The sequence below is a fragment of the Streptomyces sp. SID14436 genome, from assembly GCF_010548465.1.
In the GTDB taxonomy this organism is placed as follows: Bacteria; Actinomycetota; Actinomycetes; order Streptomycetales; family Streptomycetaceae; genus Streptomyces.
Window position 1 is genome coordinate 13,559 of sequence record NZ_JAAGMD010000024.1, and the last position, 23,899, is coordinate 37,457.

Genomic DNA, 23,899 nt, shown 5'->3' on the forward strand with positions numbered 1-23,899 from the left:
CTCAGGCTGAGTGGTCGAACTTGATGGGCATGGCCAGGGTGGTGAGATCGCCGCGGTCGGCGGAGCGGATGGTGACGGGCCGATCGTGTCCCCTCAGGTCGAGCATCACGTCGGGGCCGATCGCCGTGCTCACGGCGGGATAGAGCGTGGTCATCTCGAACCGGATCTGGAGGTCTTCGCCCGTCACGGTGGCGGGGAGTGGGATGCCGGGGTGCTCGTCGTCTGCTGACAGGACGTTCACTCCGTGATCGCCGATGTGCAGTGCGATGCGTTCGCCGGGGTGTTCTTCCAGGGCGCGCAGCAGCGGGTCCTTCGAGATCGTCGCGCGGGTAGTGGCTTCGCCAAGTGACGCGAGCATCAGCCGGTGGTCGGGGAAATCCTCGGGCAGCAACCGGCAGTGCCAGTCCTCCCGCTCGGGCATGCGCAGCCAGATTCCGTGTGGCACCGCTTCGATGCGGACCCGCGCACTGCGCCGGACCTCGGCGACCGCGGCCCGCAGATCGTCGCCGTTTACCGTGCCGGCCCACGTCTGGGCGGGTGGCTCTGGCGGCACCAGGGTCCGGGTGGAGAGCCGGTATCGGTCGGTCGCCGTAAGGGCGATTGCCTCATGACTTGCCTCGATGTGCAGGCCGGCGAGCACCGCCATCCCCGGCTCGTGCGCGGTCGCGGTCAGGACCTGCTCGACCGCATCCGCCAGGACGGGGCCCTTCAGCGTGGCGATCAGCAGGCTGGGCACGTTGGCACCGAGCTCGGACTTGATGACACCAGCCTTCTGCAGTGCCGCAGCCGCATCCCCCACGATCTTGGCGACATGCTCGTCGAGCAGCCGTGCCGCCTCCTCGGCCCCGGCGTCGAGGACCGCCTCGACCGCAGCGAGAGGCATGGCGATCTCGCGGAGCTGACGCAGTGTGGTTGCCCGCGCCAGCTGGTCGGCGGCGTAGTAGCGGTAGCCCGTGACCGGCTCCACTTCGGCAGGGGGCAGTAGCCCGGAGTCGGCGTAGAACCGCAACGCGCTGGCGGTCAGGCCACTGCGTTGGGCAAAGACCCCGATCGGCATCAGCTCGGAATTTGGCACCTCGCCATCATTGAGCTTCAACCAACTCGAAGGTCAACATCGACGTGGGGCGTCCACAACGTCATGGCCAGCAACAGGTAGGTCGGTGGAGCGGCTTTGGGCTGGAGCTGCTTTGGGGCGAGTGATCTTGGCCCCGTAAGCTGATGGCGAGTCGGGCAGTCTGTGGACCTGCCCGTTAAAGCACGACGTTGGGGCCAAGATCTTAGAGGCTCGCCCCAAAGTGGCTGCCTAAAGCCGCGGAGCCGACCGCCCCAGCCACCGACGTCTGAACCTCAGCGCTGTCAGGCAAGACTCTCAAGGCCAAGCTTGGCCAGTCGCGACCGGATGGCGCTGGGCTTCCGGCCGAACTGCTTGCCGAGAGTGTCAAAGTCCCGTTCGCCTTGCTGGTAGAGGGCAAGGAGGCGAGCGTCGTCCTCGGGTGACCATGGGTGACCCATCCGCGGGAAGCGAGCTCGTAGCTCTTCCGGCGTCTCACGCTTCTTGCCGACGTCGTCGTGGGGGCAGACGGACTCGATGATGTCGAGTGGGAACTCTCCGACGTGGGTGCCTGCGAGCCAAAGGTTCAGGTGCCCGTCGTCGAACGTGATCCGGTCGGCATGGATGGTCACTGCTCGTCGTAGGACGTCGCTGTCGTTCGGATCCTGGTAGTAGTCAGTGAACGTCAGACGGAACGCTGCGCGCACGGTGGAATCCCCCATGGCAGCCATCCTGGCGGTCACATTGGGCATGCGGTAGATCATTTCTCGTCCTTGCCCGCTGCACGCCGCGCGCCGCCGGGCGGGGCCGCCGCTGGCGAAGACAGGGCGGCGGCCCCGCCGTACAGGCGGCGCGCTCCCGCGCCGTGCGCGGGCTTGATGAAGTAGGGAAACTCTTACCGCGCTTGGATGAGGTGCTTGCCGTCATGGCTCCGGACGTGGGGCCCGTTGCCGTCCAGGGCATCGAGCAGGCGTACCGCGTAGACCTCGCCCATACGATCGGCCACTTCCTCGGGCGTGAGCCAGTCGACGGCCGTCGACTCCGCAGATGTCTGCTCGATGCCTCCGGAAGGCTTGCACCGGAAGACTAGGGCGACGATGCCGCGGGCCATGTTCTTGTAGACGCCGGTGAGTTCAGAGACCTCGACCCGGATGCCAGTCTCTTCCCAGACTTCGCGGGCCACGCCGTCCTCGGGAGACTCGGAGAGCTCCAGCACGCCGCCGGGCAGTTCCCAAGTGCCGTTGTCCGCTCGGCGGATCGCCAGGAGTCGCCCGTCCTCGCGCACCACAGCACCGGCCACGGACACGGAGTGCAGTGGCGTTGACTGGCTCTCTTGGACGCTGTTACTCATGTACAGGAGCATAGGAGAGTGAGAAGGACTATGGGAACAACGGTAGGAGGTGGCAGGGCCGTACCTCGGTACGTTCAGATCGCCGACGAGATCGTTCAGCAGATCCGGGCTGGTGTCCTCAAGCCCGGCGACATGGTGCCGAGTGAATCCGAGCTGGTCGAGCGCTACGGCGTCTCCGGTGGCACGATCCGCAAGGCCATGGTTGAAGTCCGGGCGAGTGGGCTGGTGGACACCCGCCACGGCAAGGGGTCGATCGTCAAGGACCGGCCTCCTGTGCGCTTGCGTTCCTCCGACCGGTTCCGGGCCTCTCACCGGCGCGCAGGCAAGGCTGCCTATCTGGCGGAGTCCGCGCAGTCGGGGGCCACGGCGAAGGTCAGCGTTCTGTTCATCGGGCCGATGGAGGCGCCGGAGGAGATCGCAGACAGGCTCGGCGTGCCTGCCGGCGGTCAGGTACTCGCTCGGCGCCGCCTCTACTTCCGCAACGGCGTCCCGGTGGAGACGGCCACTTCGTACCTGCCGTGGGATGTGGTCAAGGACATCCCCGAGCTGTTCGCCGAGAACCCGGGGCCGGGCGGCATCTATGCCCGTCTGGAGGATGACGGTCACGACTTCGCCGAGTTCGTAGAAACGCTCCAAGCGCGTCCGGCCTCCAAGGCGGAGGCTTCCGAGCTGGCGCTGAGCCCCGGTGCACCGGTCGTCCACCTCGTCCGTGACGCGGTGACCGAAGCAGGCCAAGTGGTGGAGGTCTGCGACACCCTCATGGCCGCTGACCAGTTCGTCTTCCGCTACCGGATCCCTGCCGCCGACTGACCCTCTCTCAACTCCCCCCAGCCCGCCGGGACTTCTTCGTCCAGGCGGGTTGACTCATGTATAGGAGTCATGCACTCTTCTTCATGTCACTCATGTACATGAGTGACGGAGTCCAGCTCTTCTAGAGGAGTGATCTTCGTGCGTCAGATTCCTGTCGACACCTCCGCCGCGACCGTGATGGTCGCCCAGCCCCCGCAGCCCAAGGTGAGGGACCGCCGTACCGGTGAGCGCGCGATGGATGCCGAGACCGGTGCCGCGCTGTCGACCGTTGACGTGATGTTCGCGGCCAACGGCGAGGTGGAGATCCTGTCGGTGACCGTGCCGGAGTCGGGTATCACGGGTGAGCTGGTGATGGGCACCCCGGTCGCGTTGACCGGCCTGATCGCCCGGCCGTGGGAGAACGAGTTCAACGGCCAGAAGCGGCACGGGATCGCCTTCCGCGCGGTCGCGGTGACCTCGCTGGCCGCTACCGGCTCGGCCTCGAAGGCGGCATGAGTCATGGCCTGGCTGTTAGGCGCGCTGGTGCTGGTCGCTGCTGCTGCGGGTTTCCTGCGGTGGCGGCGCCCCGCCTGGTACTGGCTGAGCTTCGGAGTCGCCTTCGCCGCGGTGCGGGTGCTGGTCCGGTACGGCTCGGTGATGGATGCCTGCGGGCTGACGGTTCCGGCTCCCCGCTGGCGTCTGGCTCTGGCTCGGATGACCGACCGGCCCGTTCCCCGGCCTCGTGCTCCGCGCATCCTGTGGGTGCGGGTGACCCGGACCGGCCTGGTGCTCCGGCTGAAGCTGCGGCCCGGTCAGGACGCCTTCGACGTGGCCGCGTCGTCGGACCGGTTGCGGCACTCCTTCGGCATGTACGGCGTGAACTCGCGTGAACTGCGCTCGGGCGTCATCGAACTGGGCATGACCGGCTATGACGTGCTCAAGCGGGTGCAGATGCCCGCCCCGGCCGCTGACACCCGGCCGATGCGGGTCCCGGTCGCCCTGCGTGAAGACGGATCGGTCCACTTCCGCGACTACCGGACGGTGCCGCATGCGCTGACTCTGGGGGCGACGGAGTCGGGGAAGTCGGTCTACCTGCGCACGCTGGTGGCCGCTCTCGCGCCGCTGGATGTCGCGCTGGTGGGCATCGACTGCAAGCAGGGGGTGGAGCTGTTCCCGCTGGCCCGCCGGTTCTCCGCGCTGGCCGATACCCCCGACACTGCCGCCGCAGTCCTCGATGCCCTCGTGGCGCACATGGAGGACGTCTACCGGCTCATCCGTTCCCATCAGGCGATCAGCGTGAGCGTGCCCGATGCGGAGATCGCCGCCGACATCTGGGACCTTCCTGCCGACCTGCGACCGGTGCCGGTCGTGGTCCTGGTCGACGAGGTCGCCGAACTGGCCCTGTTCGCCAACAAGGAGCAGGAGAAGCGCCGCGACCGGATCATCACCTCCCTGGTCCGCCTCGCCCAACTCGGCCGCGCGGCCGGCATCTATCTGGAGATCTGCGGGCAGCGCTTCGGCTCGGAACTTGGCAAGGGCATCACCATGCTCCGCGCCCAGCTCACCGGCCGCACTGCCCACCGCGTCAACGACGAGACCAGCGCGAACATGGCCTTCGGCGACATCGCCCCGGACGCCGTCCTCGCCGCCATCTCGATCCCTGCTGAAGCCCGCGGCCTCGCCATCGCCGGTGACTCCACGGGCGGTTGGCACCGCATCCGCGCCCCGCACACCTCGCTGCGCCAGGCCGTGAACCTGTGCAACAAGCACGCGGAGCGGACCCCGCGCCTGCCTGGCCTGGACGGCTTCCGCCCCAACCCGGACCAGGCCGGGGCTGTTCCGCCCACCGCTGTCGAGTCCGCTCCGGCCGCTGCCTGACCCGGAAGGGAGATGCTCACCATGCCTCGTCTGCGTGCGGATGCCGTCCTGGTGCAAGCGGTCATTGCCGGTGCCCTGTCCTTCGCCCACCTCCACGACCTCGCCGCCGCTGCCGGGCAGGACGGCTGGAAGGCCTGGGCCTACCCGATCAGCGTGGACCTGCTGCTCGTCGCCGCCTGGCGTCGACTGCGCACCGACGGACCGTCCCGGTTGGCCTGGTGCTGGTTTTTGATCGCCCTCGTTGCGTCGCTCGGTGCGAACGTCGCCACCGCCGGACTCCTCGACCTCGACCACGTCCCGGCCTGGCTGCGCATCCTCGTTGCCGCCTGGCCCGCCCTGGCCTTCATGGGCGGCACCCTCCTCGCCCACTCACCCACCAACGCCGACCCTGCCGCTGTCCCGGCAGACCTCGACCCCATCCCGGACTGCGTGCCCGGGGAGGAGCAGGCCCCCGCCGCCGCTGAACCGCATCCGGTACCCGAACCCGTCGCCGTCCCGGCCAAGGATGAATCCGCGGCCCTGCCCACCGCCGAACCTGCCCCGGCCGCGCCGGCGGTGCCCGTTCCGGCCGCGCTGGTCGACCACGCTCGCAAGGTCGCCGCCGACCACGAACAGCGCACTGGCGCCCGCATCGACATCGACACCCTGCGCGCCCGCCTCGGCGTCCCGCCGCACCTCGCAGACGCCATCGCCGCCCAACTCGCCTGAAGCCCAAGGAGACGCCTCGCCATGCCTGCCCGTGACTTCTTCCACTCCGTAATGCGGATCGGCCCGGTGCAGATCGGCACCCACCGCGACCGCAACGGCACCACCAAGCACGCCGCCGTGTGCGCCAACGACAACTGCGGGTGGTCCGCCGATTACGCCAGCCAGTCCGCCGCCCAACTCGCCGCCCGCACCCACCGCTGCCACGTCCGCTAGGAGACCACCGCCATGGATGTCCCGCTCTGGTTCGCCCTGCTGGTCGTCGGAGTCCTCGGCGTCAAGCTCATCCGCCCGCCGCTCTGGCTCGTCGCCGTCCTCCTGCTCGGCGGCTACCTCCTCGCCGACAGCCTCCTGGCCCCGGTCATCGACACCGTCGCCAAGTAAGGAGATCCGCCCATGCTCCGCCCCAAGCTCCCGGCCATGCCGCAGCCCACCGGCGAGGTCACCCCGCCCGCGGTCGTCGTCGAACCCACCACCATCACCCCCGGCACCCCGGACGCGCCGTCGGCCCCCGTGGTCCCGGCTCCGGTGGCGTCATCCCGGCCCACCGTGCAACTCACGCCCGGCACCGCGCTCGCCCTGGTCGGCGGCGGCACCGCCGTGGTCCTGGTCGTCGGCGCCGTCCTGGTCTCCATGCTCCTCGCGGTCGCCGTCACCGCCACCTCGGTGGCCGTATGCGCCGTCGTCCTCCGCTCACTCATCACCACCGAAAGGAAGCACTGACATGGGCCTCTTCAGCCGCAAGAACAACGACACCCCGGCCAACCCGCAGATGACCGAACTGGGCCGTGAGTACGCCATCGCCAAGCGCCACGGCGACCGCAAGACGCTTGGCCGCATCGCCAGCCAGATCGGCGCCTCCGGCCTGAGCGACAGCGACCGCACCGCCTTCGAGCAGGGCCGCCAGGCGTACGACGCCATCCCGCCCGCCTACTCCAAGCGCCGCAACCGCCGTCGCTGACCGGTCTTGGTGAGGGCGCACAAGCCGCCAAGCACGCCGCCGCCCCAGGACCCGCACTCCACCAACCGCCGTCACCGAAGGGAACGCTCATGGACTCGCAGATAGCCGCCGCCCTGGTGCCGTTACTGGGCTGGGCCGTGCACGGGAGCGTCCTCGCTCACCGGCTCGCCTCCGCCCGCCGTGACCCGCTCACCCGCCTGCACACCCGCGCCGGATGGACTGCCCGCGCCGAGCACTGCATCCGCCGGCACCCGTCCGCGGCCGTGCTCCTGGTCGACCTCGACCACTTCAAGACCCTGAACGACACCCACGGCCACGCCGCCGGGGACGCAGCGCTCATCGCCACCGCCGACCGGCTCCGCGCCTGGTGCGGACGCCACGGTACCGCCGGACGCCTGGGCGGGGACGAGTTCGTCGCCGTCGTCCAGGACCTGGCCGCCGCCGACCTCGACGCGCTCACCGCCGCCCTGCACCAGCCACTGTCCTGCAACGGCGCATCGCTGCCGCTGGCCGCGTCGGTCGGGGTCTGCCGTCTCGCCGAGCTGCCGGTGCCGCTGCTGACCGATGCGCTCGCCGCCGCCGACGCGGCCATGTACGCGGCCAAGGGCCGCAGTCGCCGGGGCTCCCGCCTCTCTCACTGACCGGCCACCGGGTGGCGCACAAGCCGCCAAGCACGCCGCCACCCGGGGCCGTTCCTTCCAACCGCAATCGAAAGGAACCACCATCATGACCCAGAACACCCCGCCCGCGTCGCGTATCTGCCCGGCCTGCGACGGCTTCGCCACGGTCGCCGTCACCCTCGGCGGCCGAGACCCGCGCGGCCACCTGCGCACCATCACCGCTCACTGCCCGGCCTGCCACGGCACCGGCACCGTTCCCGTCCGTCGTCTCCGGGAGGGCGCTGGTGCCTGAGACGCTGCTCGACCCGACCACCCTCGGCGACCTGCTGAGGGTGGCTTCGGCCGTCGACTACCACCGCTGGGAAGAACAGATACGCCGCACCGGCGGCTGCGCCGACCCCATCCACCTGACCGGCTGGACCCTGACCAAGGACAAGACCACCGGCGAGACCCTGCACCACTACTCCACCGAGGGCGAACCGGGCGGGCGCCTGCGTGTGGCCTGCGGCAACCGGCGTGCCTCCCGCTGCCCCTCCTGTGCCTGGACCTACGCGGGCGACACCTACCACCTGATCCGCGCGGGCCTCGCCGGTGACGACCGCCGCGACATCCCGGCCACCGTCCGGGATCACCCCCGCGTTTTCGCCACCCTCACCGCACCCTCGTTCGGCCCGGTCCACAACCGGCCCGACCATGGCGTCTGCCGCTGCGGCACCCGTCACGCCCCGGCCGCCCCGGAACTGGGCACCGCCCTCGATCCGGACACGTACGACTACGCGGGCGCGGTGCTGTTCAACAACCACGCCGGGCAGCTCTGGCAGCGCTTCACCAACCGGCTCCGCCGCGAGATCGCCGCCCGCGCCGGCCTCACCCAACGCGAGCTGAAAGAACGTGCCCGCCTCTCGTACGGCAAGGTCGCCGAGTTCCAGAAACGCGGTGCCCTGCACTTCCACGCCGTGATCCGTCTCGACGGACCCGACGGCCCGAACACCCCGCCGCCGTCCTGGGCCACCGTGCAGCTGCTCGCCGACGCGATCCGCGCCGCTGCGGCGCACTCGTACACCTCGGTCTCCGTCCCGGCCGCCGAGGGCCAACCGGCCCGGACCTTCCGCTGGGGCACCCAGCTCGACGTCCGGCCGGTCAAGGCGTTCGGGGACGGCTCGGAGATCACCGAGAAGGCTGTCGCCTCCTACGTCGCCAAGTACGCCACCAAGGCGGCCGAGAACACCGGCACCCTGGACCGCCGCATCGGCGAGCTGGCCGAGCTCGACCGCCACCAGGTCCCCGACCACACCCGCCGCCTGATCACCGCATGCCGCGACCTCGACTCGCTCTATCCGGACCGGCGGCTGTGGGCCTGGGCTCACATGCTCGGCTTCCGCGGCCACTTCTCCTCGAAGTCCCGCCGCTACTCCACCACCCTCGGCGCACTGCGCCAGGCACGCGCCGACTACCGCGCCGCCCAGGAACACGCCGCCCTCGGCCTCGAGGACGCCGAGCCGGACACCGTCCTGGTCCTGGCCGACTGGCAGTACGCCGGGCACGGCCACAGCCCCGGTGAATCCGTCCTCGCCGCCACCATCGCCCGCGGCCTCCAGCTCAACCGCGAAACCGCCCGCGAAGCCATACGCGACCAACTCGACTCGGAAGGAGTCGCAGCATGACCACCGTTACCCCGGAGCTGCTGACCGTGCCGGAAGTCATGGCGCGGCTCAGGCTTGGACGTTCCACGGTCTACGACCTGATCCGCTCCCGGCGGCTCGTCTCCATCACCGTCGGCCGTTCTCGCCGCGTTCCCGCCGACGCCTTGCGCGACTTCATCACCCGTGAGATCGAGGAGGCTGCCTGATGGCGAAGCGCAACCCCAACGGAGAGGGCACCATCTACCGCCGCAAGGACGGCAGATACGAAGGTGCGGGTTACGTCCTCATGCCGGACGGCACACGGAAGCGCCGGCGGGTCTACGGCAAGACCTGGGACGAGACCCGGAAGAAGCTGACCGAGATGCTGGCCAAGAGCGACCAGGGCATCCCGGCGGCCGACACGACCGAAAGCCTCGGCACGTACCTGACCTACTGGCTTGAGCACGTCGTGCGCCACAAAGTGCGGCCTTCGACGGTCTACAGCTACAGCAAGTGCGTGAACGCCTACATCGTCCCCAGGCTTGGGAAGAAGAAGCTGGCTCGGCTGTCCGCCAAGGACGTGCGTCTCTTCCTCGACTGGGCTCGGCAGGCCTGCCAGTGCTGCGCCCAGGGGCGGGATGCCGCTCGCCCGCTGGGGAAGCGCCGTTGCTGTGCCGCGACGCCCAAACGGTGCTGTGAGCGTCGGCTGTCGCCGCGCATGGTCCAGTACCTCCACGCGGTACTTCGGAACGCTCTGCAGCACGCCGTCCGCGAGGAGCTGGTGCAGCGCAACGTGGCGAAGCTGGTGCAGGTCCAGACGCCGCGATACCGCGTGGGCCGTGGCCTCTCCGTGGCTGAGGCGAAGAAGCTGCTGACCGAGGTGCACGACGACCGGCTCAGTGCGGCATACGTGCTCGCGCTCTACCTCGGCTTGCGGCGGGGTGAGCTGCTGGGCCTCCACTGGTCGGATGTTGATCTGGATGGCGGATCGCTGGAAATCCGTACGGCCCTACAGCGGGTGGATGGAGAGCTGACGTTGACGGCACCCAAGACGCGCCGGTCGGAGCGACCGGTCCCGCTCCCTGCCGTGTGCGTGGACGCTCTCCGCCGGCACCGCGAGCACCAGGCGGAGGAGCGGCGGGCAGCAGGGGAGGAGTGGCAGGAAACGGGCCTGGTCTTCACCACCAGGCGGGGCACCCCGATCGAGCCTCGGAACCTGAACCGGCACTTCTACCCGATCCGCGAGCGGCTGGGCCTGGAGGTCCGGTTCCATGACCTGCGGCACACCTGCGTGACGCTGCTGCTCGGCCTCGGCGTCCCGCCTCACATCGTCCGCGACATCGTCGGGCACAGCGCACTGGACGTGACCATGAACATCTACGCGCACGCCGACATGACGGAGAAGCGGGCCGCTCTGGACCGGCTGGGGGGCCTGCTGGCCGTCGAGTGACGGGGCCGTTGCCGTCAGCGTTGCCGTCAGAGACACGAAACGCCCTGGAGGGAAGATCCCCTCTGGGGCGTTTTTGCTGGTAGCGGGTGGCGCCCCCGGCAGGACTCGAACCTGCGGCCAAGCGCTTAGAAGGCGCCTGCTCTATCCACTGAGCTACGGGGGCCGGTTGTGGTGGCCTGCGTCGTGGTGCCCTGGTGGGGGCGGACCGTGACGGTGCCGGGGACAAGGATAGGGCTCCCACATCCTCGTCCCTGTCGCCTCGCCTCCGTGGCTCGATGTGGAGGTTGAGTGAAGCGGTCCCGATAATCGCAGGCAGGTACGAATCGTGCACCGATTTTGGGTGCCGTGCGCAACGGGTGTTGTGCACTCGTTATGCCTGGACCGCGCCCGTGTCCCAGTCGTCCCTTCCATCCCTTGTGTGCGATCGGCGCGCAGACATGCTCATATGCTTCAGAATTCCCCTAAAATTGGGCATTCTTCCCATGTGGTGACCTTGGACGTACGGCCTCAGCTGCTCGACGCACTCTCCGCCCTGCGCGAGCGTGTCGCCGCCGCACGCTTCCCGCTGCCCCTGACGGGCGCTCCACGCGCGCGTGCCAACCGCGACGAACTGCTCGCGCAGCTCGACGACTATCTGGTGCCCCGGCTGAGAGAGCCGCAGGCCCCGCTGCTCGCCGTCGTCGGCGGCTCCACCGGGGCGGGGAAGTCCACGCTGGTGAACTCGCTCGTGGGCCGCCGGGTCAGTGAGGCGGGGGTGCTGCGGCCGACGACACGCACACCCGTGCTCGTCTGCCATCCGGAGGATCAGCACTGGTTCAGCGGGATGCGGGTGCTGCCGGACCTCACGCGCGTGTGGGTGCCCCAGCAGGAGCCCACGGACGACCTGCTCCTCCCGGGCGAGAACCCCGCGCGCGTCCTGCGCATCGAGACCGCGGAGAGCCTGCCGCCCGGCCTCGCCCTGCTGGACGCGCCCGACATCGACTCCCTCGTCACCGACAACCGGGTACTGGCCGCCGAGCTGATCTGCGCGGCCGACATCTGGATCATGGTGACGACCGCCGCCCGCTACGCCGACGCCGTGCCCTGGCACATGCTGCGCACCGCCAAGGAGTACGACGTCACCCTCGTGACCGTCCTGGACCGTGTGCCCCACCAGGTGGTGGCGGAGGTCTCACGGCAGTACGCCGCCCTGCTCACCAAGGCCGGACTCGGTCACGTGCCCCGGTTCACGGTGCCCGAGCTGCCCGAGTCGGCCTGGGGCGGCGGTCTGCTGCCCGCCAGCGCGGTGGCGTCGCTGCGTACCTGGCTCGTCCATCAGGCGCAGGACCCGGCCGCCCGGAGCCAGGTCCTGGCCCGCACCGCCCACGGCATCCTCGACTCCCTCTCCTCCCGGATGCCCGAGCTGGCCGGCGCCGCCGCCGCGCAGTACGCCGCCGCTCTGCGGCTCACCGCCGCCGTCGAGAGCGCCTACGACAGGGAGCACGCGCGGGTGCGCGGGCGGCTCCAGGCCGGGGCCGTCCTCGCCGGGGACGCGCTCAAGCGGTGGCGTGCCTTCCCCCTCGACTGCACGGCGGGCGAGCTCCTCGACACCCTCGTGGAGAGCCTCAGCGCGCTGCTGGTCTGCGCGGTCACCGCCGCCGACGAGCGCGTCGACGACGCCTGGCGGCGGGAACCGGCGGCCGACGCCCCGGAACTGAGCGGGTGCGACGACCAGGCCGAGAGCCCCGAGCACCGCATCGGGCTCGCCGTCCGGCGATGGCGGCGCGAGCTCGAGGAGTACGCCGAGGAGGAGGTGCGCGAGCTCGACCGCAACCTCGCCCCCGAACCTGAGACGGTCGCGGCCCTGGTGGCCACGGTGCTGCTGGGCGGCCGGCGCACCCGGACGGCGGGGGAGAAGCTCGCCGAGTGGATTGGCGCGCACGGCGCGCTCCGGCTGCGCGACCGCGGCGGGCGGCTGCTCCTGGAGCACATGGACCGGATTCTGCACACCGAGCGCGAGCGCCGCCTCGCCCCGCTCGACGGACTCGACGTGCACCCGGAACCGCAGGCCGAACTCATCGCCGCCTTGTCCGTACTGCAGAAGGAGAGGTGACCGGTGACCGCCGTCACTGACCAGGACCACACCGAGCACCCCGAGCATTCCGAGGACACACAGCGTCCCGAGCCCTCCGACCGCCCGGAGAACGCGGAGGAGCGGTTTCGTCGGCCCGACACGGACGGCGCCGGCCGCTCCGACGACCCCAGGGGCGGAAAGGGCCCCAGAGGCGGAAAGGGCCGCAAGGGCGGCCAGGGCGCGACGGAGGACGCAGAACGGGAAAAGGAAGAGGCCACGCGACCCGCGAGCAGCGGCGACGGCGCCGACAGCGGGGACGCCGACGGTTCCCGGCGCGCCGAGCGGGCCGGACGGCTGGCCCGCTTCGGGCGGTTCGGACGGTCGGGGCCGGCGGACGAGCGAGCTGACGGTGATGACGGGCGCCGGGCGAAGAAGAAGGGCCGGGACGGAGCCGACGCGACGGACGACGAGCCCGCGCGTGCGGCCGTCGACGAGCGGGACGACGCCGCCCAGGGGCCCTGGGACGACGGACTGATCGCGCGGCGCGTGAACGGGGCCGTCGCCGGGACCGAGCAGGGTCAGCGTCCGGCGCCGGAGACGAGGGCGCCCGCGTCCCAGACCGTCACGCCCCTGACATACGACCCGCCCCTGCGCTCGCGCCTGGAGGCGCTGCGCGAACTGGTCGGACTGTCCCGCACCCGGCTCGACAGCGGGACCCTCGCCGAAGCGGGCCGCGTCCTCGACGAGGCCACCGCGCGGCACCGCCTCTCCGGGCAGCACACCGTCGTCGCGATCGCGGGAGCCACCGGCAGCGGCAAGTCGCAGCTGTTCAACACCCTCGCCGGGGTGCCCATCTCGGAGACCGGCGTGCGGCGCCCCACCACCGCCGCGCCCATCGCGTGCAGCTGGAGCGACGGCGCGGCCAGCCTCATCGAACGCCTCGGCATTCCGCCCCGGCTCCGCCGCCGCCCGTCGCAGGCCATGGCGGACGCGGACGACCAGCTGCGCGGGCTGGTCCTGGTGGACCTCCCCGACCACGACTCGGCGGCCGTACGGCACCGGGAACAGGTCGACCGCGTGCTGTCGCTGGTCGACGCCGTCATCTGGGTCGTGGACCCGGAGAAGTACGCCGACGCCATGCTGCACGAGCGGTACCTGCGGCCGATGGCGGCCCACGCGGAGGTCATGTTCGTCGTCCTCAACCAGGTCGACCGGCTGCCCGGCGAAGCCGCCGAGCAGGTCCTGGACGATCTGCGGCGGCTCCTCGACGAGGACGGCATCGCCCTGGGGGAGTACGACGAACCCGGCACGACCGTGCTGGCGCTCTCCGCGCTCACCGGGGAGGGCGTCGGGGAACTGCGCGAGGCGCTCGGCCAGTTCGTGTCCGAACGCGGGGCGGCTGGCCGCCGGATCGCCGCCGACGTGGACATCGCGGCGGCCCGCCTGTGGCCCGTCTACGCCACGCGCAAGCGCTGCGGGCTGAGCGAGGAGGCCCGGGACGAGTTCTCCGCCCGGCTCGCGGACGCGGTGGGCGCCACGGCGGCGGGCGAGGCGGCCGAACGCGCCTGGCTGCGCAACGCCAACCGCGCGTGTGGCACGCCCTGGCTGCGGCTGTGGCGCTGGTACAACGACCGCGGCGAGCCGCCCACGGGCCGGCACTCCCTGCGCACGCAGCAGCCCGACGAGGAGGCCACGGCCCGCCAGCGCGTGGAGCAGGCGGTCCGGACGGTGGCCGAGCGCGCCTCGGCCGGACTGCCGGTGCCCTGGGCGCAGGCGGTGCGCGAGGCCGCGGTACGGGGTGCGCAGGGGCTGCCCGAGGCACTGGACGAACTGGCGGCACGTGCCGGGCTGCCTCCGGGGCGGCCGCCCCGGCCCGGATGGTGGCCGGCGGCCGTGCTGGCCCAGGCGTCCATGACGGTGCTTCAGTTCCTGGGCGGGCTGTGGCTGCTGGGCCAAATCATCGGGTTCATGTCGCCGAACCTGGGGGTGCCGGTGCTGCTGATGCTGATCGGCATCATCGGCGGCCCGCTCATCGAGTGGAGCTGCCGCATGGCGGCCCGCGGCCCGGCCCGGCGGTACGGGCAGGACGCGGAGAGACGGCTGCGGGAGGCGGCGGCCGGGTGCGGACGGGCCCGGGTGCTCGATCCGGTGGCCGCTGAGCTGTTGCGGTACCTGGAGGTGCGGGAGCAGTACGTGCGGGTCGTGGGGACAGCCTCGACCCGGTGAGGCGGGGGCGGGTCACCGCCTTGGCGGGGGAGGGTCGCGTCCGGTCCAGGGGCATCACGGCTCTCCCTGGATGCCTGGGCCGGTTCACGGTCGGTCCACCGGGCCGGCCCCTTCGCGGGCGGACTCACCGGGCCGGTTCCCTCGTACGGGTGGCCGGGTTGTCCACAGCCCTGGAGCTGTCCACAGCGCTCAGCGGGTCCGTCCCGGCAGCGGCAGTCTGGCTCTCGCGGCGGTCGCGGCAGGATGTGCGGCCGTCGCGCCGGACACAGCCGTACGGGAGGGGCCCGTACGCGTATCCGCCGGGCGCCGCCAGCGGTGCCGGGCGCGGGAGGGAGACGCGATGAACGAGACGATGGTCTGCGCGGTGGGCAACGTGGCGACGTCACCGGTGTACCGGGAGCTGGCGTCGGGCCCGTCGGTCAGGTTCCGGCTGGCGGTCACCGCGCGGTACTGGGACCGCGAGAAGGGCATGTGGACGGACGGCCACACCAATTTCTTCACGGTGTGGGCCAACCGGCAACTCGCCACCAACGCCGCCGCCTCACTGTCGCTCGGCGAACCAGTGGTCGTGCAGGGGCGGTTGAAGGTGCGCACGGAGCAACGGGACGGGCAGCAGGGCCGGGTCTCCGCCGACATCGACGCGGTGACGATCGGCCACGACCTGGCGCGGGGGACGTCCGCCTTCCGGCGCTCGGGCCGCCCCGAACAGCCGGGGGCAACTGCGGTCCCCGAGCGCCCCGAACCCAACTGGGAGACCTCACCCGATGCGGCGGCTGGGCCGACGGCACCTGTGGGCAACCCGGGAGCTTCGGAACCCGTTTCGGCTCCGGTGCCCGGAGCAGGACCTGGAGTCCCACTGGCTGCGGCACCGACAACGGCGCCGGCACCCGAACCGGCAGCAGCGCCGGCAATCCCCGTTGCCGTTCCCGTCCCCGCCCCCGTTCCAGTGGCCGAAGCCGGCTCGGTGGCGAGCCAACTGCCCGAAACGGCAACCGTCATGACGTGACGTCGAATGCGGGGACGGGACCACGAGGAAGGACGGCCGCCTGCTTCCTCCCGTCCGTCGGTCCCGCCCACTGGCCCGAGGGCGGAGACCGGCCCTCGCGCCGACCGAAGTGCGGCTTATCGGCGGCTGCGTGCCGAACTTCCTCAAGTGGATTTATCGATAAGCCCTGCTCTCAAGCCTCCTCGCGATAACGATTGCGGATCGGATCACCCGTCCGACGCGATCACCGGTAAGCGCGGTGCGCGGCCTCCTTAGGATGCCGGGCATGGCCACCGGGGCTCTCGGGGCCGGTGATTCTGCTGGTGGGACCGTGCCCCCCACGTCAACGGGTCCTGCTCGGAAGGGAATTCGGTGTTTGCTTCGTTCTCTGCGTGGTCCCTGCGCGGGCGTGGACCGGTCCGTCTCACCGCCGGGGCGGTGGTGTGCGGACTCGCCGTCACGGGAGTGATGGTGGCCGGTGCAGGACAGGCCGCGGCCGACGAGGCGACGCCGCGACAGGGCGGGGCGACGGCGACGATAGGCGGGCTGAAGACCTTCGGCGCGGCCGTCATACGGATGGACAGCGGGGACCAGCAGGTGTCCGCGGGCCTGTTCGAAATGTCCGTCGAGGGCGGCGGCATGCTCCAGACCTACTGCGTCGACATCCACACCCCCACGCAGAAGGACGCCAAGTACCACGAGGCTCCCTGGAGCAGCACCTCGCTCGGGGTCAACGACGACGCCGGACGGATCCGCTGGATCCTGCAGAACTCCTACCCCCAGGTGAACGATCTGGCGGCGCTCGCGAAGAAGGCGGGTGTGCGCGGCGCGCTCACCGAGCAGGACGCGGCGGCCGGCACGCAGGTCGCCATCTGGCGCTACGCCGACGACGTCACCGTGGACGCCGTCGACCCCCAGGCCGAGCAGCTCGCCGACTACCTGGAGAAGAGCGCGCGCGACCTGACGGAGCCGCGCGCCTCGCTGACCCTGCACCCGCCGGCCGTCTCCGGCCGTCCGGGTGAGCGGGTGGGGCCGGTGACGGTCCGCACGAACGCCCGCAGCGTGACGGTCGCCCCACAGGCGAGCGCCGCACAGGACGAGGTGCGTCTCGTCGACAAGAACGGTGAGCCCGTCACCGAGGCCGTCAACGGCAGCCAGGTCTTCTTCGACGTCCCCGAGGACGCGGCGCCCGGCACGGCTCGTCTGACCGCGCAGGCCTCCACGACCGTCCCAGTCGGCCGGGCGTTCGCCTCCGAGAGCCGCAGCCAGACCCAGATCCTGGCGGGTTCCAGCGAGTCGACGGTCTCGGCCACGGCGAGCGCCACGTGGGCGGAGGAGGGGGCCCTCCCGGCCGTCTCCGCGCGGGAGAACTGCGCGAAGGGCGGGGTGGACATCACCGCGTCCAACCGGGGGGACGCACCCTTCACCTTCGAGGTGGTAGGCCAGAAGCACACGGTCGCGGCGGGCGCGTCCCGCACGGTGACGGTCCCGCTGAGCGAGGACACGCCCTACGACTTCACCGTCACGGGGACCGACGGCTTCGAGCAGCGGTTCACCGGCATGCTCGACTGCCTGACCCGGGCCGCCGAGACGGGGACCACCGCGCAGACCTACCACGCCCCCAGCCCCACCCCGCTGGGCGGTGCCCCCGCCGACAACACCAACCTCGCGGCGACCGGCTCCTCCAGCGCCACCCCGTGGATCGCCGGTACGGCCATCGGGCTGGTCGTCCTCGGCGGCGCCGGCCTCGTCATCGCCCGCCGTCGCGAAACCCCGCCCGGGGACTGACCGGGGAGGGCCCCCGGCCCCGCCCCTCTCGCTGATCCCTGACGGTGCGGGCCCGCCACCGGCCGGGCGGGCCCGCCCCTCAGAACCCGGCCATGGACGCGTTGAGCACGCCGCCCAGCGCCCCGTAGGCGCTGCAGCGAAGCGTGTGCCGTGCCCTGCGGCGCCGCCCGAACGACACGGCGTAGGACAGGACGAAGAGACCACCGAGGACCACCGTCACGACGGGGCTGTAGACGAGGCATGTGAAGCACGGGATGCCGGTCCAGACGAGGATCGGCAGCAGCGAGCAGCGCAGGACCGTCCACAGCCCGATCCGGGCTCCGGGCGGGAGCAGGCCGTGGTGCCACACCTCGATGTGGTTCCTGGTCACACACGCCTCGGGTCGCATGCGGCCATCACACCACCGGTGGGGCGGCAGTCGTGCGGTGCCCCAGGAGGTCCGAGTGGTCCACGTGGTGCAAGTGGCCCCGGAGACAGATGGGTGGGCCGGCTACTCCGGTGCCGTGTCCGTCGCCTCGCGGCTGCGTGGAGGGACGGACAGCCGGGCGCCGAGGCTCAGGAGGCCGAGGGAGCCGAGGGCGAGGCCGTGCCGGAGCCATCTCGTGCCGCCCTCCCAGTCCCGCGACGGGCCGAGTGCCAGCCAGAAGGCGAGGGTGAAGGCGAGGAGGATGGTCGTCATGCCGGCGGCGCGGCGTAATGCGGGACTCATACCACCATGATCCCGAGGCCCCGCCTCCCTCCTCAAGGCGATTGCGGCGGGAGGGGCGTCATACGGCCAGGGCGCCGAACCAGGCGGAGGGCGGCGACGTCGGCGTCGGTGAGGCCCCTCACCGGCCCGTGAGCTTCCGACCGGCCCGTGGCCCTCCGACCGGCCGGAATCCGGCGGTCGACCACTCACCGTCACGGAAAGCTCACCGTCGACCTCGGTAAACCCGCAGGTCAGAGCGCCCGCGCTGAACGCGTTTCCTCCCAGGGGTGGCGGTGCGGCAAGATGGGGTGTATCTGCCCACTGCCTGATTTCAAGCTGCCGGACGGTTTCTCTTGGCTGAGTTCATTTACACCATGCGCAAGGCGCGTAAGGCGCACGGCGACAAGGTGATCCTCGACGACGTCACCCTGAGCTTCTACCCGGGGGCGAAGATCGGTGTCGTCGGCCCGAACGGTGCCGGTAAGTCGACCGTTCTGAAGATCATGGCCGGGTTGGAGCAGCCGTCGAACGGCGACGCCTTCCTCACCCCCGGTTACACCGTGGGCATCCTGCTGCAGGAGCCCCCGCTGAACGAGGAGAAGACCGTCCTGGAGAACGTCCAGGAGGGTGTCGCCGAGATCAAGGGCAAGCTGGACCGGTTCAACGAGATCGCCGAGCAGATGGCGACCGAGTACACCGACGAGCTCATGGACGAGATGGGCAAGCTGCAGGAGCAGCTCGACCACGCCAACGCCTGGGACCTCGACGCCCAGCTGGAGCAGGCCATGGACGCCCTGGGCTGCCCGCCCGGCGACTGGCCCGTCAGCAACCTCTCCGGTGGCGAGAAGCGCCGCGTCGCGCTGTGCAAGCTGTTGCTCGAGGCGCCCGACCTGCTGCTCCTCGACGAGCCCACCAACCACCTGGACGCCGAGTCCGTGAACTGGCTGGAGCAGCACCTCGCCAAGTACGAGGGCACCGTCGTCGCCGTCACTCACGACCGGTACTTCCTGGACAACGTGGCCGGCTGGATCTGCGAGGTCGACCGCGGCCGCCTGCACGGCTACGAGGGCAACTACTCCAAGTACCTCGAGACCAAGGCGGCCCGCCTCAAGGTCGAGGGCGCGAAGGACGCCAAGCGGCAGAAGCGCCTGAAGGACGAGTTGGAGTGGGTGCGGTCGAACGCCAAGGGGCGGCAGGCCAAGTCCAAGGCGCGTCTGGCGCGCTACGAGGAGATGGCCGCCGAGGCCGAGAAGATGCGGAAGCTGGACTTCGAGGAGATCCAGATCCCGCCGGGCCCCCGCCTGGGCAACGTCGTCGTCGAGGTCGAGAACCTCAGCAAGGGCTTCGGCGACAAGCTGCTCATCGACAACCTGAGCTTCACGCTGCCGCGCAACGGCATCGTCGGTGTCATCGGCCCCAACGGTGCCGGCAAGACGACGCTGTTCAAGATGATCCAGGGCATCGAGGAGCCCGACTCCGGGACCATCAAGGTCGGCGACACGGTCAAGATCTCCTACGTCGACCAGAACCGCGCCAACATCGACCCGAAGAAGACCCTGTGGGCCGTCGTCTCCGACGAGCTGGACTACATCAACGTGGGCCAGGTCGAGATGCCGTCGCGTGCCTACGTGTCGGCGTTCGGGTTCAAGGGCCCCGACCAGCAGAAGCCGGCCGGCGTCCTGTCCGGCGGTGAGCGCAACCGCCTGAACCTGGCGCTCACCCTCAAGCAGGGCGGCAACCTGCTGCTCCTCGACGAGCCGACCAACGACCTGGACGTCGAGACCCTCAGCAGCCTGGAGAACGCCCTGCTGGAGTTCCCCGGCTGCGCCGTGGTCATCTCCCACGACCGGTGGTTCCTGGACCGCGTCGCCACGCACATCCTCGCCTACGAGGGCGAGTCGAAGTGGTTCTGGTTCGAGGGCAACTTCGAGTCCTACGAGAAGAACAAGATCGAGCGGCTCGGCCCGGACGCCGCGCGTCCGCACCGCGCCACCTACAAGAAGCTGACCCGGGGCTGATCGGTCTTGCGGCACATCTACCGCTGCCCGCTGCGCTGGGCGGACATGGACGCGTACGGCCACGTCAACAACGTGGTGTTCCTCCGCTACCTGGAGGAGGCCCGTATCGATTTCCTGTTCCGCCCGGAGAAGGACTTCCAGCAGGGGTCCGTGGTGGCACGCCATGAGATCGACTACAAGCGGCAGCTCGTCCACCGGCACACGCCGGTGGACATCGAGCTGTGGGTCACCGAGATACGGGCGGCGTCCTTCACCCTCACCTACGAGGTGAAGGACGACGACCTCGTCTACGTCCGCGCGTCGACGGTGATCGTGCCGTTCGACTTCGCGGCGCAGCGCCCGCGCCGCCTCACCGAGGAGGAGCGGGAGTTCCTGCGCGAGTACACGGACGACGTCGAGGAGGAGGCCGTCGCGGCATGACGGCACTCCAGCTCGCCGACGAGAGGGAGGCGGCGGACCTCGCGGCCTTCCTCTCCCGGCTGCTCCACTACGACCGTGCGGCGGCGGTCCGGCTCCAGGCGGCCGGCACCGCCCTCGCCGTCTTCGGGCGGCCCCCGTCCTTCGAGGTGCTGGCGATCCGCGCGGTGCGGCTGGCCAAGCCGTACGAGAACGGGCTCGACGTCACGCTCGACGTGACCGTGTCCGCCGGTGAGCTGCTGGAGTCGCTGGACGAGACGGCCGCCACGGCGAACGTCCCGGCCGCCGTGACCGGCCCGCCCTGGGCCGGGGTGCTGCCGCCCCGCCGGGGCTGGCGGGCCGCCGAACCGGGGCTGCCGGAACCGGACGCCCTGCGCGCGCTCGTCTCCGCCGCGGTCGCGGAATTCCGTACGCGGACAGGGGAGTTGGCGCCCGAGGCGCGGACCCGTGCCCAACTCGACACGATCGGACGGGACATCTGGTCCCGCACGGTCGGGGACACCGGCCTGCCGGTCCGTGCCGTGCACGCCGCCCAGTCGCTGGGCTTCCTCCGCGGCACCGCACCCGCCGCCCTCCTCGCCTCGGGCGCCTGGCTGCGCCTGCGGACCCCGTACGGGTCGATCGCCGTACGGAGCGCGGGACTCGGCGTGGGACTGGGACTCAGCGTGCGCTGAGCGGGCCCAGGCCCACGCCCAGGCCCACGCCCAGGGTCCCGGCCCGCCGGCGTACGGATCCGGTGCCGATCTCCCGTTCCCGGGCGCCCGGATCCGGTGCCGGCCTCCGTTCCCGGTCCATGGGTCTCCCCGGGTCGCCCCGGGCGTCGACGGGTCCCGCCTCTACCGACGAGGCTCACCTCGCGCGACGAGCGCTGCCCCGGCCGATGAGTCCGGGCCCGGCCGGCGGTCATAGTCGGCGACAGGCGGTTCGAACCAAAGCAGGGAGCAGCACGTGGTGATCGTCGCGGGGCACATCGTCGTGGACCCTCAGCAGCGTGAGGCGTATCTGGCCGGCTGTGTGACCGTCGTCGAGCAGGCCCGGCGCGCGCCGGGCTGTCTCGACTTCGCCGTCACCGCGGACCTGGTGGACGCCGGGCGGGTCAACGTCTTCGAGCGGTGGGAGACGCAGGCGGACGTCGAGGCGTTCCGGGGCGGTGGCCCCGGCGACGAGCAGGGCGCGGCGATCCTCGCCGCGGCGGTGGCCGAGTACGACGTCGCTGAGGTGCGGCCCCTCACCTGAGCGGTGCGCTCAGCCGTGGTCGCTGTCGTCGGGGCGGACGGCGATGTGGTCGGGCTCCAGTTCCAGGGCCACGCGGTCGCGCATGCCCAGGGCCTGCGTGTACTCGGCGGGCAGCTGGAGGCGGCCGGCGCGGTCGAGCATCGCGTACTCGCGGGCGACCAGGGTCTCGTGACCGGTGGCCTCGTCGACCTCGCTGCGGCGCAGCACCTCGGTGGAGGTGCGGCCGTCGCGGATGGCGACCGTGCGGCGGACCTCGCTCGCGACGGCCTGGTCGTGGGTCACGATGACGATGGTGGTGCCGAGCCGCTCGTTCGCCGTCCGGAACGCGGCGAAGATCTGCTCGGCGGTGTGCGAGTCGAGTTCGCCGGTCGGCTCGTCGGCGAGCAGCACCGACGGCTCGTTGGCCAGGGCCACGGCGATGGCGACGCGCTGCTGCTGGCCGCCGGACATCTCGTGCGGGCGGCGGTCGCGGCAGTCGGCGACCTCCAGCAGGTCGAGGAGTTCCAGGGCGCGTTCGGCGCTCGCGCGGCGCGCGGCCCGGCCGCGTCCGCCCCGCAGCCGCATGGGCAGCGCCACGTTCTGGGCGGAGGTCAGGTACGGCAGCAGGTTCCGCGCGGTCTGCTGCCAGACGAAGCCGACGACCTCCCGCCGGTAGGCGAGGCGGTCCTTCGCGGTCATGGTGAGCAGGTCCCGTCCGGCGACCCGGGCCGCTCCCGCGGTGGGGGTGTCCAGCCCGGCGAGGATGTTCATCAGGGTGGACTTGCCGCTGCCGGAGGCGCCCACCAGGGCCATCAACTCGCCCTCGCGCACCAGGAGGTCGAGGCCCTGGAGTGCCTGGACCTCCACGCCGTCGGCGGTGAAGACCCGGACCAGGCGGTCGCAGGTGATCAGCGCGTCGTGGCCGAAGGCCGGATGGTTCCGGTCGGCCGAGACGCGACGCGCCAGATCGGCCAGCGTGGGGTGAGTGGTCATCGGCGGTCTCCTGGACGAGGCGAATCCTCGGGACGAGGCGGGTCCTCGGGACGAGGCGGGTCCTCGGGACGACGGCGGTCTCCTGGGCGACATGGATCCCCTGGACGAAGGGGGTCTTCTGAAGGGTCTTCTGAACGAGGCGGGTCCCCTGGGCCAAGGCGGTCTCCTGGACCCCAGGACCGCCGCACGTCCCCGGAAGGCGCCGCCTTCAGACGGACGTCGTCCCCGGGGGCGGCCAGTGCCCGGGCGGGCGGGGTCATCGCGCGTCCCCCGCTCTCAGCTCGCGCACCGAACTCCTGCGGCCCGTCCACCATGCCTGGCCGACGGCGATGCCGAGGGTGAGGGCGACCACCACCAGAGCCGGGACGAGCAGCGACACCGGGTCGGTGCGCAGGGCGGCGCGGGCGGGGGAGGAGACGGTGCCGGGGACGGCCATGGTCGTCAGGTCGATGCCGGGGGCGAGCAGCCGGACGGTGGCCCACGCCGTGAGGGTGCCGCCGACCGCCGCGAGGAGGGCCTGCGGGAGGGACTCCAGGACGAGCAGGCGGCGGCCCTGGGCGCGGGTGAGGCCCATGGTGCGCAACCGGGCCAGCAGGGCGGAGCGTTCGGGCGCCGCGCGCACCAGGGTGAGCAGCAGGGCGAGGACGGCGTATCCGGCGCCCGCGGCCACCGCGGTGGCGTAGACGCGTTCGGCGCCGGCCTGGAGAGGGGAGTCGACGTAGGTGGCGCGTTCGTCGGCGCGGACCTGGACGGGGGCCGTGTCGCCCACCGTCCGGCGCAGCGCGGCACCGTCGAGGTCGTCGCCGGTCACGAGGAGCGCGGTGGGCCGGGCGGCGCGGGTGCTGAGCCCGGCCCGGTCCACGACCAGGAAGTGGTCGCCGGCGACGGCCGGGGTCCGCTCCCGGACCTGGGTGATCCGCAGGGTGACGGTGCTGCCGTCCTCCATGCGGATCGGGAACGGACGGGTGCCGAGCCGCTCGGCGACCTTGGGCGATGCCACCGCCGGCAACGGGCCGGCCGCCTCCGCCCCGCCGTCGCCCGGGGCCGGGGCACCCGCCGGGTCGGCGGCCGCAGGAGCCCCGGTCCCGC

At 71.4% G+C, this 23,899-nt stretch carries 28 protein-coding genes and 1 tRNA gene; 21 read left to right on the plus strand and 8 right to left on the minus strand.

Annotated elements, in window-relative coordinates; translation table 11 throughout:
• Position 1: 1 nt before the first annotated feature.
• From G3I53_RS00920 to G3I53_RS00930, 3 genes are all read right to left on the minus strand, one after another.
• Entirely contained in the window at positions 2-1,075 is a 1,074-nt protein-coding gene (locus G3I53_RS00920; RefSeq protein WP_164333902.1) for a MerR family transcriptional regulator, read from the minus strand.
• 281 nt (positions 1,076-1,356) lie between these two features.
• A complete protein-coding gene (locus G3I53_RS00925; RefSeq protein ID WP_164333886.1) occupies positions 1,357-1,815 on the minus strand; it encodes a hypothetical protein in 459 nt (152 codons plus the stop codon).
• Positions 1,816-1,946: 131 nt separating this feature from the next.
• The gene (locus G3I53_RS00930) at positions 1,947-2,414 is read right to left on the minus strand and encodes an NUDIX domain-containing protein (RefSeq protein WP_164333887.1); all 468 of its coding nucleotides are present in this window, start codon (positions 2,412-2,414) and stop codon (positions 1,947-1,949) included.
• A gap of 18 nt (positions 2,415-2,432) precedes the next feature.
• On the opposite strand from G3I53_RS00930, the gene G3I53_RS00935 reads away from it, so the two are divergent.
• The 13 genes from G3I53_RS00935 to G3I53_RS00990 all read left to right on the plus strand — a co-directional run bounded on the left by G3I53_RS00935 (position 2,433) and on the right by G3I53_RS00990 (position 10,427).
• Positions 2,433-3,212: a GntR family transcriptional regulator gene (locus tag G3I53_RS00935; RefSeq protein ID WP_164333888.1), complete on the plus strand. Its 780-nt coding sequence runs from the start codon at positions 2,433-2,435 to the stop codon at positions 3,210-3,212.
• A 138-nt stretch (positions 3,213-3,350) separates the two neighbouring features.
• Positions 3,351-3,707 carry a hypothetical protein gene (locus G3I53_RS00940; protein ID WP_164333889.1) on the plus strand — a complete coding sequence of 119 codons (357 nt, stop codon included), beginning with the start codon at positions 3,351-3,353 and terminating at the stop codon, positions 3,705-3,707.
• A gap of 3 nt (positions 3,708-3,710) precedes the next feature.
• Complete coding sequence (locus G3I53_RS00945) at positions 3,711-5,069, plus strand: FtsK/SpoIIIE domain-containing protein (RefSeq protein WP_164333890.1); 1,359 nt, start codon at positions 3,711-3,713, stop codon at positions 5,067-5,069.
• Between the two features lie 21 nt (positions 5,070-5,090).
• Positions 5,091-5,777, plus strand: a complete 687-nt coding sequence (locus tag G3I53_RS00950; RefSeq protein WP_203591771.1) for a DUF2637 domain-containing protein — start codon at positions 5,091-5,093, stop codon at positions 5,775-5,777.
• A 21-nt stretch (positions 5,778-5,798) separates the two neighbouring features.
• Positions 5,799-5,990, plus strand: coding sequence for a mobile element transfer protein (locus G3I53_RS00955; RefSeq protein WP_164333892.1), 192 nt, complete (start codon positions 5,799-5,801; stop codon positions 5,988-5,990).
• A gap of 12 nt (positions 5,991-6,002) precedes the next feature.
• On the plus strand, positions 6,003-6,158 hold the full coding sequence (locus G3I53_RS33125; protein WP_203591772.1) for a hypothetical protein: 156 nt from the start codon (positions 6,003-6,005) through the stop codon (positions 6,156-6,158).
• Between the two features lie 12 nt (positions 6,159-6,170).
• Positions 6,171-6,497: a SpdD-like protein gene (locus G3I53_RS00960; RefSeq protein ID WP_164333893.1), complete on the plus strand. Its 327-nt coding sequence runs from the start codon at positions 6,171-6,173 to the stop codon at positions 6,495-6,497.
• Position 6,498: 1 nt separating this feature from the next.
• A complete protein-coding gene (locus G3I53_RS00965; RefSeq protein ID WP_164333894.1) occupies positions 6,499-6,735 on the plus strand; it encodes a hypothetical protein in 237 nt (78 codons plus the stop codon).
• A gap of 89 nt (positions 6,736-6,824) precedes the next feature.
• Positions 6,825-7,376: a GGDEF domain-containing protein gene (locus G3I53_RS00970; RefSeq protein WP_164333895.1), complete on the plus strand. Its 552-nt coding sequence runs from the start codon at positions 6,825-6,827 to the stop codon at positions 7,374-7,376.
• A gap of 85 nt (positions 7,377-7,461) precedes the next feature.
• A complete protein-coding gene (locus G3I53_RS00975; RefSeq protein WP_164333896.1) occupies positions 7,462-7,647 on the plus strand; it encodes a hypothetical protein in 186 nt (61 codons plus the stop codon).
• Complete coding sequence (gene repSA, locus G3I53_RS00980) at positions 7,640-9,019, plus strand: replication initiator protein RepSA (protein WP_164333897.1); 1,380 nt, start codon at positions 7,640-7,642, stop codon at positions 9,017-9,019. Before G3I53_RS00975 ends, repSA begins: the two co-directional genes overlap by 8 nt.
• Positions 9,016-9,204 (plus strand): helix-turn-helix domain-containing protein, encoded by a 189-nt coding sequence (locus G3I53_RS00985; protein ID WP_164333898.1) that lies wholly within the window; start codon positions 9,016-9,018, stop codon positions 9,202-9,204. Before repSA ends, G3I53_RS00985 begins: the two co-directional genes overlap by 4 nt.
• Entirely contained in the window at positions 9,204-10,427 is a 1,224-nt protein-coding gene (locus tag G3I53_RS00990) for a site-specific integrase (RefSeq protein WP_164333899.1), read from the plus strand. Before G3I53_RS00985 ends, G3I53_RS00990 begins: the two co-directional genes overlap by 1 nt.
• A gap of 87 nt (positions 10,428-10,514) precedes the next feature.
• Here G3I53_RS00990 and G3I53_RS00995 read toward each other — a convergent pair.
• Positions 10,515-10,590: transfer RNA gene (locus G3I53_RS00995), tRNA-Arg, on the minus strand.
• A gap of 321 nt (positions 10,591-10,911) precedes the next feature.
• On the opposite strand from G3I53_RS00995, the gene G3I53_RS01000 reads away from it, so the two are divergent.
• From G3I53_RS01000 to G3I53_RS01015, 4 genes are all read left to right on the plus strand, one after another.
• Complete coding sequence (locus G3I53_RS01000) at positions 10,912-12,519, plus strand: dynamin family protein (RefSeq protein WP_164333900.1); 1,608 nt, start codon at positions 10,912-10,914, stop codon at positions 12,517-12,519.
• A gap of 3 nt (positions 12,520-12,522) precedes the next feature.
• Positions 12,523-14,706, plus strand: a complete 2,184-nt coding sequence (locus G3I53_RS01005; protein WP_164437929.1) for a YfjP family GTPase — start codon at positions 12,523-12,525, stop codon at positions 14,704-14,706.
• A 340-nt stretch (positions 14,707-15,046) separates the two neighbouring features.
• Positions 15,047-15,712, plus strand: coding sequence for a single-stranded DNA-binding protein (locus G3I53_RS33545; RefSeq protein WP_239063453.1), 666 nt, complete (start codon positions 15,047-15,049; stop codon positions 15,710-15,712).
• 351 nt (positions 15,713-16,063) lie between these two features.
• Positions 16,064-17,479: a Cys-Gln thioester bond-forming surface protein gene (locus G3I53_RS01015; RefSeq protein ID WP_164338378.1), complete on the plus strand. Its 1,416-nt coding sequence runs from the start codon at positions 16,064-16,066 to the stop codon at positions 17,477-17,479.
• Between the two features lie 79 nt (positions 17,480-17,558).
• Here G3I53_RS01015 and G3I53_RS01020 read toward each other — a convergent pair whose 3' ends face one another.
• Both G3I53_RS01020 and G3I53_RS01025 read right to left on the minus strand, forming a co-directional pair.
• Entirely contained in the window at positions 17,559-17,849 is a 291-nt protein-coding gene (locus G3I53_RS01020; protein ID WP_343239544.1) for a hypothetical protein, read from the minus strand.
• Between the two features lie 120 nt (positions 17,850-17,969).
• Positions 17,970-18,188 (minus strand): hypothetical protein, encoded by a 219-nt coding sequence (locus G3I53_RS01025; protein WP_164338380.1) that lies wholly within the window; start codon positions 18,186-18,188, stop codon positions 17,970-17,972.
• Positions 18,189-18,520: 332 nt separating this feature from the next.
• On the opposite strand from G3I53_RS01025, the gene ettA reads away from it, so the two are divergent.
• From ettA to G3I53_RS01045, 4 genes are all read left to right on the plus strand, one after another.
• Entirely contained in the window at positions 18,521-20,185 is a 1,665-nt protein-coding gene (ettA, locus tag G3I53_RS01030) for an energy-dependent translational throttle protein EttA (protein WP_164338381.1), read from the plus strand.
• Positions 20,186-20,191: 6 nt separating this feature from the next.
• On the plus strand, positions 20,192-20,605 hold the full coding sequence (locus G3I53_RS01035) for a thioesterase family protein (protein ID WP_164338382.1): 414 nt from the start codon (positions 20,192-20,194) through the stop codon (positions 20,603-20,605).
• A complete protein-coding gene (locus G3I53_RS01040; protein WP_164338383.1) occupies positions 20,602-21,276 on the plus strand; it encodes a hypothetical protein in 675 nt (224 codons plus the stop codon). Before G3I53_RS01035 ends, G3I53_RS01040 begins: the two co-directional genes overlap by 4 nt.
• 274 nt (positions 21,277-21,550) lie before the next feature.
• The gene (locus G3I53_RS01045) at positions 21,551-21,838 is read left to right on the plus strand and encodes an antibiotic biosynthesis monooxygenase family protein (protein ID WP_164338384.1); all 288 of its coding nucleotides are present in this window, start codon (positions 21,551-21,553) and stop codon (positions 21,836-21,838) included.
• Between the two features lie 9 nt (positions 21,839-21,847).
• Here G3I53_RS01045 and G3I53_RS01050 read toward each other — a convergent pair whose 3' ends face one another.
• Positions 21,848-22,810, minus strand: a complete 963-nt coding sequence (locus G3I53_RS01050; protein ID WP_164338385.1) for an ABC transporter ATP-binding protein — start codon at positions 22,808-22,810, stop codon at positions 21,848-21,850.
• Positions 22,811-23,066: 256 nt separating this feature from the next.
• On the minus strand, positions 23,067-23,899 hold an 833-nt coding region (locus G3I53_RS01055), incomplete at its 5' end, for an ABC transporter permease (RefSeq protein ID WP_239063458.1).